We start from the raw sequence: 15,669 nt of genomic DNA, 5'->3' as shown, positions 1-15,669 counted from the left end.
GGTGCGACGGGCACCACAGGTGCGACGGGTACCACAGGTGCGACGGGCACCACAGGTGCGACGGGCACCACAGGTGCGACGGGCACCACAGGTGCAACGGGCACCACAGGTGCGACGGGCACCACAGGTGCAACGGGTACCACAGGTGCGACGGGCACCACAGGTGCGACGGGAGATACAGGGCCATCAGGAGGTCCAGAAGGCCCTACCGGTGCTTCGGGTGTCACCGGAGCTACCGGAGCTACCGGAGCCACAGGAGCTACTGGCATTGCAGGCAATACCGGTGCTACGGGAGCTACTGGTTCTACGGGGGCCACCGGTACAGTCCAACCTAATCCATTTGACTTATATGTTTTACAAGGCACCGTGGGAGGGAATGGAACACAGGCCAGCCCTTTTGGAACGATTCAACAAGGAGTAACCGCGGTATCTCCAACAGGAACTGTTCATATTCTTGGAGGAACATACCCGACTACCGCAAATATAACTATTAATAAAGCTGGTATAACTTTAAAAGGCTATCCAAGTACAGTCATCCTGTTACAAGCTGCCGTTATCCCTTTTACCATCATTGGGAGCGGAGTAACTGTGGACGGACTAACGATAACGAGTGATAACCCTTATGCTGTTGAATTTATTCAATTAGGCGGAACCAATCATACTGTAAAAAATAATACAATTTTTGGCCCTCCTCAAGCCGGCCCCTCTTCAGGCTGGGTAGTTAATAGAGGTCTAGTCACTCAGACCGGTAATATGACCGGCTTGATAGTCCGAAATAATATTTTTTATTCCTTGCGTCAACCTGCGTATTTCAACCCAAATACAACTGGAGAAATTATTAGCAATGTTGTATATAACACCAGAGGATTCGTTAATGATCAGGCCGTTATGGTCTTCTCTGGAAATTCATGGGGTAGTCCGGTTAATGCCGTGGATATTGCACTACTCGTAGGAACAATAACAGGCCCCCCCTTTGATCCGATATCCGACCTGAGCGCAAACAACAGCTCTGCAACAATTCAAGATTCCAGATAAGAATCAAATTTAGTAATTACAAGTACAATAAAGGGGATGTCTATCCGTCACGAATACGACGGGGACATCCCTGGTTAGCTTTATTAGACTAATCAGCCGCACGTGCACTATTCTTTTTGAGCTATTGACTCAATATGACCTTAATTTTAACATCGCGCCCAAGCTTCAACGTTTAACTCATTATTAATGCTAACTGCAGTTAATGCACCTAACGATGCTGCCGTGATCGCCTGATACAGTTCGGATGCGGCATCTCCAGCACTAAACACACCAGGCACAGATGTTCTTCCTTGTGCATCAACGACAATGGTTCCAGTCTCCGTCATCTCACAACCTATGATTTTTGGCAAATCGGAGCCAGTCTGGAGCTTGGGCTGGAAGAAGATGCCCGTACAAGGAATCATTGTTCCATCAGTCAGTTCCACTGCACTTACCATTCCATTCTCCGATCTGATCGATTCAATAGGAACTTCATAAACCTGCACACCATGACGTGAAAGTTCTTGCTTCTGTTCTGCTTCTAAAGGAGTGTCATCTTGGATGCACAGCGTAAACTGACTTGTCCAGCCAGAGATTAATTTAGCCATATGTAATGCATGGTTCGCACTGGTAATAATGACAAGCTGCCGATTCCGTAGTTCCCATCCATCACAGTATGGGCAGACAAATGCGCTTTTTCCGTAGACTTCATATAAACCTGTAATATCCAAAGGTAAATCTCTTTTACCAACAGCAAATAAAACCTTTTTCGCGTCATACAGCTTTCCTTCAGCTGTTTTAACAACAAACTCATTATTTTGTCCGGTAATCTCCATCACGGTATCGGAGGCAAATTGTACCGAAGGATATGCAGCGATCTCTTCTTTTGCAATTCTACGAAATTCCCGCGGACTCACGCCATCTCTGGTTAAAAAGCCGTGTGTCTCTCGGGTAACCCAGTTCCGAGGTTTTTGATCATCAATAACAAGTACCTGTTTTCGGGCTCTCCCAAGTACCAGTGAAGCATTAAGTCCAGCAGGCCCTCCTCCCACGATCACGATATCGAATGGATTACGATCTTCATTCATACATAACACCCTTTCCAGACATTTAATATCTCTAATAAAAGCAAAATAATGCGCTCTCGCCTCTTCAAACTCAATACGTAAGAAGCAAAGACATGTGAGATATCTAATAGCGTCCCTTCTAACAGTCCATGAAATCCTACATTTATAGCCCCAAAACAAAACCATTAGAGATATCTTATATCTATAATACATTATTAATTCGTATTTGCAATATCTTTGTTTCATTTCTACAATTGAATCATGACAATCTTTTGAAAATACGCGCGTAGCACAGAACTGTTGTTTTAACAATTAAAAAAGTTCTTGTTTTTAAATTGTTCACAATCAAATGACATTATTATAAATACTAGAATGTAATTTAAATCACAACACGAATTGGATGATATAATGGACACATATTATATTAAGTATAAACAATAGGAAGTGAGTATTTGAAAACATTAAATAATGAATCACAAGCCAATATCAGCCTGGAGTACAGCTCGATTCCAAAAGTATTTTTAGATACGATCAAAATTGGAATCATCAAGTCCAACTTGATCGCCATGTTTGCAGGTTTAAGTCTAGCTTTATATGTATTTGATGCATCTATCGCTGCTAATATTGTTCCGATTGTACTTTCATTTCTCGGTTCTTCATTAATCATCGGAGCAGCTGGGGTGTTCAACAATCTGTACGACCGGGACATTGATGCGATTATGGAGCGTACGAAGAAACGTCCTACCGTTACAGGACGGGTCGATACCAAGGCAGGTCTGATTCTTGGATTTACGATTACGTTGATTGGTGCGATTATGCTGTACATCGCATCTCCATCGGCCGCTTTTTTTGGCCTTCTTGGTTTGTTCCTCTACGTCATTCCATATACGATGTGGACCAAACGTACAACGATCTACAACACTGAGGTTGGTAGTCTGTCAGGTGCTGTTCCTCCGCTGATTGGATGGGCAGCCATCTCTCCGGAGCTTGGACACTTTGAAATCTGGGCACTGGTCGTAACGATGTTACTATGGCAAATGCCTCACTTCTACGGTATCGCTATTCGTCGCTTCGATGAATACAAGGCGGCAGGCGTTCCGATGTTACCTGTGGTAAAAGGGATTGGACGTACTTACGTACAAACAAACGTTTATCTGGTATTGCTGCTGCTTTCCAGCTTCCTGTTCTGGCCAATGAGCCCGTTTGTTGCCATTGTGGCTTTTCTGGTAAGTCTGGCTTGGCTTATTCTTAGTGTGGCTACGTTTGACAAAAAAGAAACCAAAAAATGGTCACAGCGTATGTTTATTTTCTCCATTAACCATATCACGATCATTTTCTTGGTTATCATTGCGTATTCCCTGATCGCTTAAAGAAAAATAGATCTTAGCGCCTCTACTGGGCTTTATAAAAAAAGAAGAAACCGCACAGATCCTACGCCTGCATTCAGGCATGAACTGTACGGTTTTTCCTTTTATTTTATGACATCAGAGTAATCAAACTACCTCTCTATCCGTTTCCGTTGTAACCCATATCATCCAGCCTTTACAGGTATCTGCTCTCCCTGCCATAGCAACTGCATCTCTTCATTGGTTTCAAGTAAATCGGCCAGGTTTCCTTCGGCTTCAATACGCCCCTCTTTCATAACGATAATGTGATCTGCCTTGGTAAGAGCGGCCTTGCGGTGAGATACGGCAATACATGTGACATCTCTCTCTTTGAAGAGTCCGTCCCATACCAGCTGCTCTGTTTCCACATCAAGCGCACTGGACAGATCATCAAAGATAAACAGATCGGCCTCGGTCATCAGCATTCGCGCTGTTGCTGATCGCTGAATCTGGCCACCAGATAACATGACGCCTCTTGGTCCAACAGGCGTTGCCAATCCTTGATCCAATTGTTCGATGTCTTTATCCAAAACAGCCAGTCGAATGGCTTTTTCCAGCCCTTGATCTACATTCCCCTGTTTACCTTGAACGATATTTTCTCTGAGCGTGTCACTGAACAGCCTTGGAACTTGAGGCGTATATGCAGCTCTAGGTGGCATAAGAAATGTTGCCGGATCTACTCGCTCTCCATTCCAGAGAATTTCACCCTGTTGCTTGGGCAACAGTCCAAGCAGTGTACGAACCAGTGTTGATTTACCAGAACCGATGCGTCCTGTAATGACAAGAAATTGTCCCTGTTTCAGCTTGAAGCTGATGTCTTGTATACCGTTTGAAGATTGCCCATAGCGGTAGCTAAGACCATTTACTTCAAGTTCACGCAATTTCTCCTTCGGCTCTCTTGCTTCATTTACTGGCTCTGGTGGCTCTTCATAAAGGTAGATTTCCCGTTTCTCCATAATCTGATCCTCTTCACCTGGTCGAAATAGTGTTCGCATCCGATCATAAGACACCTTGAGCCTTTTATGCTGAAATACCATGTATCCGAACAAGGAAATGCTGAACCCGATGTTAACGAGATAACTCGTAAATAATGCAAAATCACCAACTGTAAAGTTACCAGCCTTCATTTCGGCAGCACACATTAACAAAATAAGCCCGGTACAGATACTTAGTACATGCTGATTAAGTGACTTCATCCATTGCTTGAACAGATTGTCTCTTAGTGCAGCCTGACGTCGTTCTTCATTCAGCCGATTGAACCGTTTAGAGACATGTTCTTCTGCCTGCCCCAGCTTCAGCGCTTGCACAGCCCCAAACGTCTCGGCAATAAAGCTGGTAATACGACCTGTGGCTTCACGATTAACCTTAGCATACTTTCTTGCACGATTACCTGACAGATTATTCAATAGCGTCACCACCAAGAGCGGTAAAACGGCAACTAGAGTAATCTTCCAGTTAATGTTGGCCATAATCACAATCGACACGACTGCAAAAACCAATCGACCCCAAAAGTCCACCCAGGATTCGATATATTCAACCACTTCATCGACGTCATCCCGGAAACGACTCATCGCCTCACCCGGAGATGCAGGAAGATTCCTTCCCGGCCAGCGCATAATACCAGCCAGCATATTCGTTCGCAAAATAGCCTGAATATGATACATATATGTGACCCAAGCATGGAAGGCGACAAAGAACGTGCCGACACGAGTCAAGCGGAACAACGCGATGAGAATGAGCGGTACAGCAAGCCACATGTAGTCAGTACTTCCGGTTGCTGTCCGGTCAAAGAACCACTGCATACCAAGCCCCATTGCTAGCGGAAGCGAATGAAAGATACACCATAACAAACCGTTAATTAGAAACAGATAAGGCTTAAAGCGAAACAAACGACCTATAAATCCCGTAACATTCATGCCAGTTCCTCCTCTTGGCCCGTAACCAGAAGTCGTGCATAATGGGAGGATGGATTATTCGCAAGCTCCACTCTTGATCCGAATTCCAGCAACCTGCCCCCACCAAGAACCATAATTTTATCCACCTTCTCCAGCGTGGCTAATCTATGCGCAATAATGATACCTGTTGATCGCTTCATTAATTCATCAATAGCAGATTGAAGTAAATTCTCGGTCGCTGCATCAAGTCTTGAAGAAGGCTCATCCAGTATGACCAGACTTGGTTCCGTTAGAAACACACGGGTCAAAGCGAAGAGCTGCGCCTCCCCAGCAGATAAGGAAGAACCTCCTGCAGTCAGGTGTGTATCCAAGCCTTCTGGCTGTGTATCAATCCAGTGATGGAGCCCCAGCCGCTCTGTTGTTTGCCTGATCATGGCATCCGACACTTCTGAATTAAACAAAGTCAGATTGTCACGCAGTGTACCATCAAACAACTGCACATCCTGTGTCACCATCCCCACTCTGCGATACAGAGTCTGTATGGATAACTTCGTAATATCAGTTCCACCGATATGAATCGTGCCCTGATCCAGATTGTACAGACGCAGAAGAACACGGCTAAGACTTGATTTTCCACTTCCCGTGCGACCGATGATGCCCAGCCGTTCTCCCGGTTTCACCACGAAGGTGATATCCTGAAGCACTGGTTTATCCTCATTGTAACTGAAATGCACCTGATTAAACTCCAATCCAAGCGGGCCATCAGGCAAGCTCTCTTCACTTCCATCCTGAATTTCGCTTCGTAAAGACAGTAATTCGCGGGAACGAAGCATACCTGATTTTGCCTTTTGAAACTCCTGTACCTGATCGCCAAGCAACTCAATGGGTTCATTCAACATCTGGCTGTATTGGTAGATCAAAAACAAGGTTCCAATGCTGATCGCGCCTTCAATATAGTAGTGCACGCCGAGAAGCAAAACGACCGTGACGGATACAATAAACATGACCACCGTGGTGTTCCACGGAATCACTCTAAGCATCCATGCCTTTCGACCTTTGAGGAAAACGGTACGCATCGTGCGAAAAAATCGGTTCATCACGTATGGCACATGTCCATTCGCCTGCACATCCTCAATACCAGCAATTCGCTCCTCAATCAAGCTGAACAAGGAAGCACTGGCGGCCCGCTCATTTTTGGAGGACTCCACCCCAAGATTGCGTATAACGACCATGAATAAAATAGATAATAACGTAAATACGGTCATGACCAGTGCGATTGGTACATTAATCGTAAACATGAATCCCAGAATGCCTGCAAGCAGGACAAAACTGCCGATGACCTGCACGATAAACAAGGCGAAGAAGTTCGAAATGCTCGTTACATCGCCATCCACGCGTTCAATCATCTCTCCGGGTGTTTTGACGTTATGAAAACGCATATCCAGCCGCAGGCAATGTTTCAGCAAATCTCCGCGCATCCGGTTTGTTGCTCGCCAGGCTACATCGTTTCCTAAATAACTGACAGCAATCGTGATCAACTGATTGCTCACAGCAATGAGCAGGAAAAGCCCAGCAAGCTGCACCAGATCACCCAGAATTCCGCCGCTTGCAGCCGTATCAATGAATCGCCTGATGATCTGTGGATTTAGAAGCTGTAGCCCTGTTGACGTTAACAACATGATCAGCAACACTGCAAGCTTGCCTTTCACCGGCTTTAAATATCGTAGCAGCCATGACATGGAGCGTTTTTCTGTTTTGGGCACCAGCCCCACCCCTTTAATTAAAAATTTAATTAGATCTATACATTGTCTCGCGCATCATCATTTGAATGTTGAAGTCTTCCAACCGTACTTTTGATTGCTTTCGCTATGATGAATCTTGTATGAGCGAATTGTAATCAGCAAGGCCTCCCGAAGAAACACATTGTTTACAAACGTTAATCATAGTTTATTCTTCCTTTCTTATGGATATAGATTGATCTTCAAGTGACAACTTGGAATTGATGCCAGTTCTTGATTTTACTCTTACTCATGCTCCTTTCCATGCGAACTGTTTAATGGAATGAAAAAAGCCATAGATGAATGAAGTTCATCTACAGCTTGATCGGATCGAAAAGCCAGCCAGAAATGTGACATTTCAGCTTCTTCTCTAACATCGCAGTATGAATGAGCGTCCAGACAGGGTTGCAGTAAGCTGGACTGTCCAAACGTGCTCAATACTCTACCTGGATAATGTCACTATGCTCATGCATATTCAATTATTGGTTGAAGTACCTGCGCTGCCTGATCCATCATGGTTTATCCCACCCGTTCCACATATTTGTTGTTTATTGTATTCGCTCATTCTTTATACGTCAACATAATTATTAACTGAATTGTTATTTACTTCATCTGTCAGAGTCCAATTTGTACAGATTCAGGTGTTTGCTTTTCTCTGCCGACAAGTCGCTTATGTGCTATTACTAGAAAAGGGACCCCGAGTGCTGTCGTTATAGCAATGGGAATAAAGACGGCAAGACCATTCCCCGCACCAAACTGGCTTAACAACACCCCACCAATGACCGGAGCCGCAACATTCCCAATATTGTTGAAACCGATTGTACCAAAATAAGTCCCTTTCCATTCCGGCTTTGCAATTCGGTCGATAAGCATATCCATCATGGTAAAGAGCAGTACTTCCCCTACTGTAAACAGGATGACACTGATCATCATCAGTACAATCCCTTCGGCTAAACCAAATAACAGCAGACTCGCGGCAACGAGCAGATTACCTAGAATTAGCGGTACAAGCGGAGGTGCATTCCGGAACGTACGCACGAGTGGGTACTGGACAACCAGCACGGTGATTGCATTGAGTGAAAGCATATACGAGAACATCTGACTTCCATTTTCAAAGATTGGGCTTCTCGCCAAATACTGCGCTAACGTAGAGCTGAAGTGACCATAACCTAACACACAAAACGTCGTACCAATCAGCACAGGTAAAAATACCCGATCCCGTCCGGTGGTCATAAGGGCTTCGCGCAGACGAGGTGCAGCCACCGCTAGTCGTCCAGGCAGATTGGCGTGATGCAGTTTAAATTGAAGACCCAGAATCAGACCGTACGCGATATAAACAAGCCCCGAGATGACAAAAGGAAACGTCGATTCCGATGATCCTAACTGAAATCCGATAATTGGCCCAAATACGACCCCAAGGTTAATCGCAGCATATCTCAGATTAAATACTAGCAGTTTGTTCTGCGGTGAGGTGATATCGGATAACAACGCTCTTGAGGTTGGCTCAAACACAGCCCGGCACAAACCATTTAACGTATTTGCAACAAAGAACACCCATAAATGCTCGGCTGCCGCAAAAATGAAAAATACAGCCGCCCAACTAAATACCGAAACGAGCATAACGATTTTGCGACCGATTCGATCAGAGATATATCCGCCGTAAAAGCTGACGAGCACTCCTGCCAGTGAGCTTACCGCAACCGTAATTCCCGTCTGGGTCGGCGTAGCTTCAAGCACACGTGTCAGATAGATGGATAGAAACGGAATACTCATAGACGTTACGAGGCGCCCAAACATCGTTCCAATAATAATGGTCCAGGCCAGCGGGTGAATTTGCTTCAAAATATGTTTCATCTTTCATTCTCCTATCTTGCTGCTCTCTCTATCTATCCTGTTGCTGCGAAAATGGATGAATTCTTTCATCCTCATAGGTATAATTGTAAAGATAAAAGGGGGAAGTAAAAGTGTAATGATTCGTTGTCACTTTTCACCTTTATGGAGGAGCTACATACATGGATACGATATACACTCACTTTCTAAGACTAGCTGGCTCTGAAATGCTCTCAATCAAGATCAATGAACCTGTACGTGTAACGATTGAAAATCTTTCCTCCGTTCTCTGCTGTACTCCACGGAATGTAAAATTCATCCTACGAAAGCTGGAGGAGCAGCATTTTATCCATTGGAAACCTGGGCGAGGACGTGGCCATCATTCCGAACTTACACTACTGCGAAGTCTGAATGATGCTTTAGAATTCAACTTTACTGAACTTCTATCCAAAGGCAAACTGAAAGAAGCCATCGAGTTGATTGGAATTGTCCGAATCGATGACTTGATGCGTGAAAAACTGATGCTCACCCTTCATGAACAGATGGGATTTCGCAGTTACACCGAAACCGCCTCTGGTCAGGATACGCTTCGCATGTTGAGATCACGTCAACTGGGTGATTTGGACCCAGCTTCGGTTTATACTGCTTTTGAAACCTATCTACTTGGCCAAATATGCAGCACACTAATTACTTACGACGCCGACACCGATACCTTTTTACCCGCACTTGCACATACATGGGAATCTAACAACGACCATAAAGAATGGGTATTTTATTTGCGAAAAGGGGTTCGTTTCCATGACGGACGTGTGATGACATCTCATGATGTTCAGGCTTCATTGAAGCGTTTATTTGAAACAAATTGTTCGTCTCTATGGCTGTACCGTGATATTAAGCGAACAGAAGTGAACGGCGATTATTGCATCAGGTTTATATTGCATCGTGCGAACCGTTTTTTTCTGCATCTGTTCAGTTGTATTCGCATGACGGTACTGCCGGCGGATCATGACTCAAACCAGACCTTGATCGGCACAGGCCCGTTTCAGATCACCGAGATGAGTGACGATGTGATCAAACTGACGGCATTTGATGCTTATTATGGTTTTCGTCCACATCTGGATCAGGTCCACATCTGGTTTCTTCCTGAGCAGGCTTCAAGCGACGGTTATTATGATTTGCCTGGTACTGAACGGCTTAGTCTGCCTGGAAGCAGTCATGAGAAGCCTCATTATATTGACTATCCTGCACTTGGCTGTCAGTATATGCTTTTCAATTTCAATGTCACGGGTTGTCATCATGCGCTGCCCTTCCGTCAAGCCATGCGCATCGTCTATGACCCAGTCACACTGGTGCATGATTTGGGTAAAAATCGAATTACACCCGCCAGCAGTTTTCTGCCGTGGAAAAGCGCTGCACGGAGCTGGGACGCTGCATCACTCGTCGATGCTCAAGCATTGCTTGAACAATCGGGTTATCAAGGTGAATCCTTCTTGTTATCTTATAAAAAGAACAAAGATTCCGATGTGGCGGAGTGGATGCAACAACGCGCACGTCAAATTGGGTTAAGAATTGACCTGGAGCCTTTTGACGATTATCTGGATGTCGTGAAGACTTCAGATGCACCTTTGATTTTGAGAGAAGAAATACTGGAGGACGACTGGCAGTATGGCATGATTCATTTTTTCAAAAATCAAAGCAATACGCTGCATGAGTACATGACTCCTGAGCTTCAATCGATATTGGATACCTTGCTGGATCCCTTTCCGCAGCTTCCTCACTCCGAGCGTAGCGAGCTTCTGGAGCAGGCTGAAGAATTACTGCGGGAAAATAGCTGGATGTTGTACGGATGTCATATGAACAAAAAAGCAGAATTGCATCAGAGCTTCTACGGCATGCAAACTTCAGAGTTTGGATTCCTAGATATTTCGAAGCTATGGATCAAAAATCCCTAATTTTCAAATGCTGAGCGAATAACAATCAAAAATACAAAAAAACCCTCAGCCCGTTAAAATACGGTTGAGGGTTTCACTAATTATACATCGAAAAGCAGTTATAAATGCGGTAAATCCGTTGTAATTTCGATTATGAAGATCATGCAAGTCATGTACATCCATAGAGATACTGCATCAAGGTTAGCCTTACCGTTCACGTCCGACGAGGTAATCCAGCAGATGTTTTAAAAATGGGATCGGTTTGGGCATTTGACGTAATGCATCGGCAGCAAGACAGTAATGCTCCCACATCGCTTTTTGAGCACCTGTCTCTCCCAGAATGGATACAAAGGTTGAATTATTATTCCGCTCATCCTGACCGGCAGGTTTACCAAGGATATGTTGATCTCCCCCATAATCCAGCAGGTCGTCCCTGATCTGAAAAGCGATGCCTGCATGATACGCAAATGTTTTTAGCGCGTCGATCTCCTCATCTTTTACTTCTGCCAAAATCGCTGGCATAACCAGCGCCGCCTCAAAGGCAATGCCTGTTTTGTAAAAACAGATCGTGTTCAGCTCCTCCAGTGAGAGCAGCTTTCCTTTTGAACCCAGATCCATCGCCTGACCCATACACATATCCTCGGCTTTCATAGCCGAATATTGAATCAGCTTCAGCACCGTTTGCGCATCAAACCGCTGCAGTGAAGATTGCTCACGAATCGCTCGCTGAATCAGGAATAGACCTGTGAGTTCTGCTGTAGCGCTATTATGCAACTGATGAAGCGTGGAACGTCCGCGCCTTGTCTCGGCATTATCCTGTGTAGGCAAATCATCAAAGATGAGAGAAGCGGTATGCATATACTCCATGGATCTTAACAGCGGCATGATAGCCGACTCGCTAAGCCCGTACTCCTGAACACCCATGACCCAAGTAAGGATGGGACGGAGACGTTTGCCATCCCCTTGCAAACTGTAGTTGGCCGCGTCCATCAGCTTCCCCTTCATATCGAGCTCTTCAGCGGCTTTGTCAATTTGTAGTTCTACATTAATCTGTTCACGTACCGTTCGGATCGTCTGCTGGAACGCTTCCTTCTCTTGTTTATCGTTGCTGAGCTGAAGCACAACCTGATCCCGCAGCAATTTGTCCAGAAAGTCCACGTCATCTGCTTTTCGCACCATTTGTTGCACCACGTGATTAAGTTCAGGTTGGCCTGAAGCAAAGATCGTCATGACCTCGTCATACTTCGCCTGACCGAGTCGCTCTCTGCAGCGCTTCAGCCCGTTAATCGCACGATCCAGGATAACCTCTCTTGCCTTAGCGTTCGAATGGTAGACGTCATGGATCAGAAACGAGATGACTGCCCAGTACAACTCATACGGATTAATCAAATCCGGACGCAGATCGCGATATTTCAAATAATACGTGTAAGGTGTCACTGCCTCAGCCTGCATATCATCGAACATATCTGCAAAATCATCCGCGAGTTGATTATAAATCCCGTAATGAAACGTGCGCAGATCAAACCCTTCATCTTCCGGTGCGCTAAGAACAGAACGTACAATCAATCGGGACGACGCCGACTTAATAATAATCGGGATGTACAGGTCTTCATTCGTATAATGGGCATTGGATAATTTCTTGCCACGATCGATCTCCTGGGACTGAAAGAACACATAAGACTGTTCAAAAAAAGTGTGACGCATCTCCTCACGCTGATAATCCCGAATATATTCAAAGGCCTCTCGAAGCTCGGAGTGTACATACCGAATCACTTCAAGCTGCGGCCCCTTCCATTCTCCAAGATCAGGCACAATGCCGGTATGCAAAGCTTGTTGTATCATCGCCGAGTACTGTTCCTTCTCCTGTGTGGTCAGCACCTGGGAATCGAGAAGATCATCTACAAAAGGGTATGTTAAACCGTAGGAATAACCAAGCCTGATGGCTGCATCGAGCTTAGCAATCCGTTCCTTCCGTGGGGTGTCCTCTGTAAGCTCATCGTCGACATGAAGCACGACGCCCAGAATAATCTTGATCAATTTACGTTGTGCCTGCGCCGCGTCGAGTTCTGGGGGAATGTTTGCTGCAACATGTTTTAATTTGTCCATCACCCAGATGACAGCCTCTTCAATCTGTTCTCGCTGTCCCCATCGATATAATGCTGCCGGGCTTATGTAATCAGCCTGACGTTGTGCTTCGCTTGCGATACGCATAAAATACGCTTTGGTATCCTTGGCGATACGCTGAATCTTGTCTTTTGTTTTCGGGTTATCCAGCGCCTGCCCCAGATCACGCATGTAGATATATGAAATGCTGCGATCCAGATAATCATCGATCTTGCCTGTCGCACTGAGCCAATGCATATATTTCTGAGTATCATTGGCATCCGGTTTTCTTTTACCAGCGAACCAGGATAACCAGTTCCAACGATGGATGTGTGTTTTTTGCCAAATCCTGAAATCTTGAATAAGTGCATCTATATGGGTGTTATTAACTAGCTGCTGAGAGAGCTTTGCAAAATACTGAGATGCTTTCTGCTCTGCGAGACGGTAAGCTTCATCTGCATTAGCTTCGGCCTTAGGCTGATTCATAAGTACGTTGTTCATCGGTCGATCCCTCAACTTCGGTTAAAGTTAAACATGTTCCGTTCATGTTCATACCCTATATACGGCGGTTCAGCCGTTTGGTTACGGAATCGTAAATGTCTGAGAGATAAGACAGATAATCAGAATACGGAAGACCATACTTTAACCGCGGTAATCGCAATCAGGAGAAGCAACGCATACCGAAGCAGCCGCACATTAATCATAGAACTTACCCTTGAGCCAATCGATGCGCCAATCAAACTTCCAAGCACGGTGTAGATAATCGGCTCCACTGGAATGTCTCCCGCAGATAACTTCCCAATAACACCTCCTATTGCAGAGATGAAGACAATCGCGAGGGATGAGGCAATCGTTGTCCGAACCGGGATCTTCAGAACAGTCAGCATAACAGGAATGAGTACAAACGCACCACCAGCCCCGACAATTCCTGAAACGATTCCTACGGCAAACGAAGTACTTGAAGCAATCATTTTATTAAACGTTAGCGGTTGGTCTAGATCCAGCCGCCCCTTGCTCGGAACGAGCATTAGAACGATCGCAATGATCGCCAGAATGCCATAAACCAGATGGATCATACGTTCAGCCAGCATGCCTGAGATAAAACCGCCAATTAAACTACCCACCAGAATACTGCTTCCCATATACAGCACAAGTTTGGAATCGATCACGGCGCCGCTAGTCATGCCTGCCTTTGCTTTCCTGCGAAATGCAAGTACGCCCGCAAGCGAGGCAAAGAACACTTGAAACATACTGATGGCTGACACCTGATGAGCCGTGAACGGTTCGAGCCCTGCCATTTCCGGCACATAAAGCAATAGAGGAAAATTAATGATCGCCCCACCGATGCCAAGCAATCCGGAGAAAAACGAACCGATGAGACCCAGTATGAACATGATGAAGAAAAGCAAAAGATCCATCGGTTATACGCTTCCTTTCTTGAAGATAATACGAAGATACAAAACCAAAAAAAGATAAACTTTGATCACAAAAAACATATACAGGACACTTGGATTCGGGTATAATATTTTAAAACCAAGTAATTTAATCAGAAATGAGTGATTAAGCATGTTGAATGTGTTGAAGACACTTTTTGTGAATACATGTCCTCGCTGTAACGAAAAATTACAAGCACATCATGATGAGTTATGCTCAGTCAAAACCTGCACTCATTGTCACTATAAAGAAGAAAGTTATAGCTCACTTGGAGTCCGTATTGTATACGACACCACAAATGGATAAAACGAGTCAGCACTTTTATTGTATCATGAACTTCTAAATTTCGGGATAATTCGACACCATTATATGATGATTTGATTACAAGAGTGAACATGAAAAGGCACAGGAAAATTACCTCCTGTGCCTTTTTGTTCTTTTAAATGCAATATGATTTAGGGTTAGATAACCGTTATTTCGTTTTAAAACTCAGGAAACCATCATCAACCGCCACCGTTGTACCATTCATCGCACTCGCGGCATCACTGAACAGGAAGGTGACCACACTTGCTACTTTTTCCGGCTGGATTAACTCTCCGCGCATATGTTGAGTGGCCAATGCATCCTTCATGGCTTTGTCATTCCCCAGAATCGGAGTTTCGATGAACCCAGGCGCTACACCCAACACGCGAATTCCGTGCTCGGCCAGTTCAAGTGCACCCGATTTGGACATCATCACTACTGCCGCTTTCGCCGCATTGTAGTTGAAGCTGCCGACAGCTGCCACGCTTCCATAGATCGAAGCTGTATTCACAATCGTGCCTTGCACGTTTAATTCAACCATTTTCTTCGCACCGTAATACATGCCGTAGTATACGCTATGTTGATCCACATCAATAACCTTGTGATAGGATTCCGGGTCCATCTCCAGAAACGGCTTTACAAGACCGATACCCGCATTGTTGAAAATCCCGTTGAAGGTTCCATACTTTTCAACAGTCCAGTCAATCAAAGCTTTAATCTCATCCCCTTTGGACACATCCACTTTATAAGCTCCGGCTATGCCACCCGCTACTTCAATCTCAGTCGCAACCTGTTTGGCTCCCTCTTCGTTAAAATCCGCGACAACGATTGTTGCTCCCTGTGCAGATAGTTGCAGTGCTGTTTCTTTTCCAATCCCGCTTGCTCCACCTGTGATAACAATGACTTTTCCCGTATGTTCGGACATAACA

9 protein-coding genes and 1 pseudogene are annotated in these 15,669 nt (G+C 45.0%); 3 read left to right on the top strand and 7 right to left on the bottom strand.

Annotated elements, in window-relative coordinates; translation table 11 throughout:
- A pseudogene (locus ABIE27_RS18110) lies at positions 1-1,035 on the top strand (collagen-like triple helix repeat-containing protein); the annotation flags it as partial.
- 146 nt (positions 1,036-1,181) lie between these two features.
- On the opposite strand, the gene ABIE27_RS18105 reads toward ABIE27_RS18110, so the two are convergent.
- Entirely contained in the window at positions 1,182-2,102 is a 921-nt protein-coding gene (locus tag ABIE27_RS18105; RefSeq protein ID WP_429351143.1) for an NAD(P)/FAD-dependent oxidoreductase, read from the bottom strand.
- A gap of 431 nt (positions 2,103-2,533) precedes the next feature.
- Between ABIE27_RS18105 and cyoE the strand changes: the two genes are divergently transcribed.
- Positions 2,534-3,451 carry a heme o synthase gene (gene cyoE, locus ABIE27_RS18100; protein ID WP_240036714.1) on the top strand — a complete coding sequence of 306 codons (918 nt, stop codon included), beginning with the start codon at positions 2,534-2,536 and terminating at the stop codon, positions 3,449-3,451.
- A 161-nt stretch (positions 3,452-3,612) separates the two neighbouring features.
- Here the strand turns inward: cyoE and ABIE27_RS18095 are convergent, their stop codons facing one another.
- From ABIE27_RS18095 to ABIE27_RS18085, 3 genes are all read right to left on the bottom strand, one after another.
- Positions 3,613-5,382 carry an ABC transporter ATP-binding protein gene (locus ABIE27_RS18095; protein ID WP_123063628.1) on the bottom strand — a complete coding sequence of 590 codons (1,770 nt, stop codon included), beginning with the start codon at positions 5,380-5,382 and terminating at the stop codon, positions 3,613-3,615.
- The gene (locus ABIE27_RS18090; RefSeq protein ID WP_429351142.1) at positions 5,379-7,124 is read right to left on the bottom strand and encodes an ABC transporter ATP-binding protein; all 1,746 of its coding nucleotides are present in this window, start codon (positions 7,122-7,124) and stop codon (positions 5,379-5,381) included. Before ABIE27_RS18090 ends, ABIE27_RS18095 begins: the two co-directional genes overlap by 4 nt.
- 630 nt (positions 7,125-7,754) lie before the next feature.
- Complete coding sequence (locus tag ABIE27_RS18085; RefSeq protein ID WP_123063630.1) at positions 7,755-8,993, bottom strand: MDR family MFS transporter; 1,239 nt, start codon at positions 8,991-8,993, stop codon at positions 7,755-7,757.
- Positions 8,994-9,151: 158 nt separating this feature from the next.
- Here ABIE27_RS18085 and ABIE27_RS18080 point away from each other — a divergent pair, with 158 nt between their 5' ends.
- Positions 9,152-10,921, top strand: coding sequence for an ABC transporter substrate-binding protein (locus ABIE27_RS18080; RefSeq protein WP_429351141.1), 1,770 nt, complete (start codon positions 9,152-9,154; stop codon positions 10,919-10,921).
- A gap of 186 nt (positions 10,922-11,107) precedes the next feature.
- On the opposite strand, the gene ABIE27_RS18075 is transcribed toward ABIE27_RS18080, so the two are convergent.
- The 3 genes from ABIE27_RS18075 to ABIE27_RS18065 all read right to left on the bottom strand — a co-directional run bounded on the left by ABIE27_RS18075 (position 11,108) and on the right by ABIE27_RS18065 (position 15,665).
- On the bottom strand, positions 11,108-13,489 hold the full coding sequence (locus ABIE27_RS18075) for a polyprenyl synthetase family protein (protein WP_429351140.1): 2,382 nt from the start codon (positions 13,487-13,489) through the stop codon (positions 11,108-11,110).
- 134 nt (positions 13,490-13,623) lie between these two features.
- The gene (locus ABIE27_RS18070) at positions 13,624-14,421 is read right to left on the bottom strand and encodes a sulfite exporter TauE/SafE family protein (protein ID WP_429351139.1); all 798 of its coding nucleotides are present in this window, start codon (positions 14,419-14,421) and stop codon (positions 13,624-13,626) included.
- A gap of 488 nt (positions 14,422-14,909) precedes the next feature.
- A complete protein-coding gene (locus ABIE27_RS18065; RefSeq protein WP_429351138.1) occupies positions 14,910-15,665 on the bottom strand; it encodes an SDR family NAD(P)-dependent oxidoreductase in 756 nt (251 codons plus the stop codon).
- Positions 15,666-15,669: the final 4 nt, after the last annotated feature.

It is taken from the genome of Paenibacillus sp. 4624 (assembly GCF_050435065.1).
In the GTDB taxonomy this organism is placed as follows: Bacteria; Bacillota; Bacilli; order Paenibacillales; family Paenibacillaceae; genus Paenibacillus; species Paenibacillus amylolyticus_D.
This window is presented reverse-complemented; position numbering and strand designations above follow the sequence as displayed.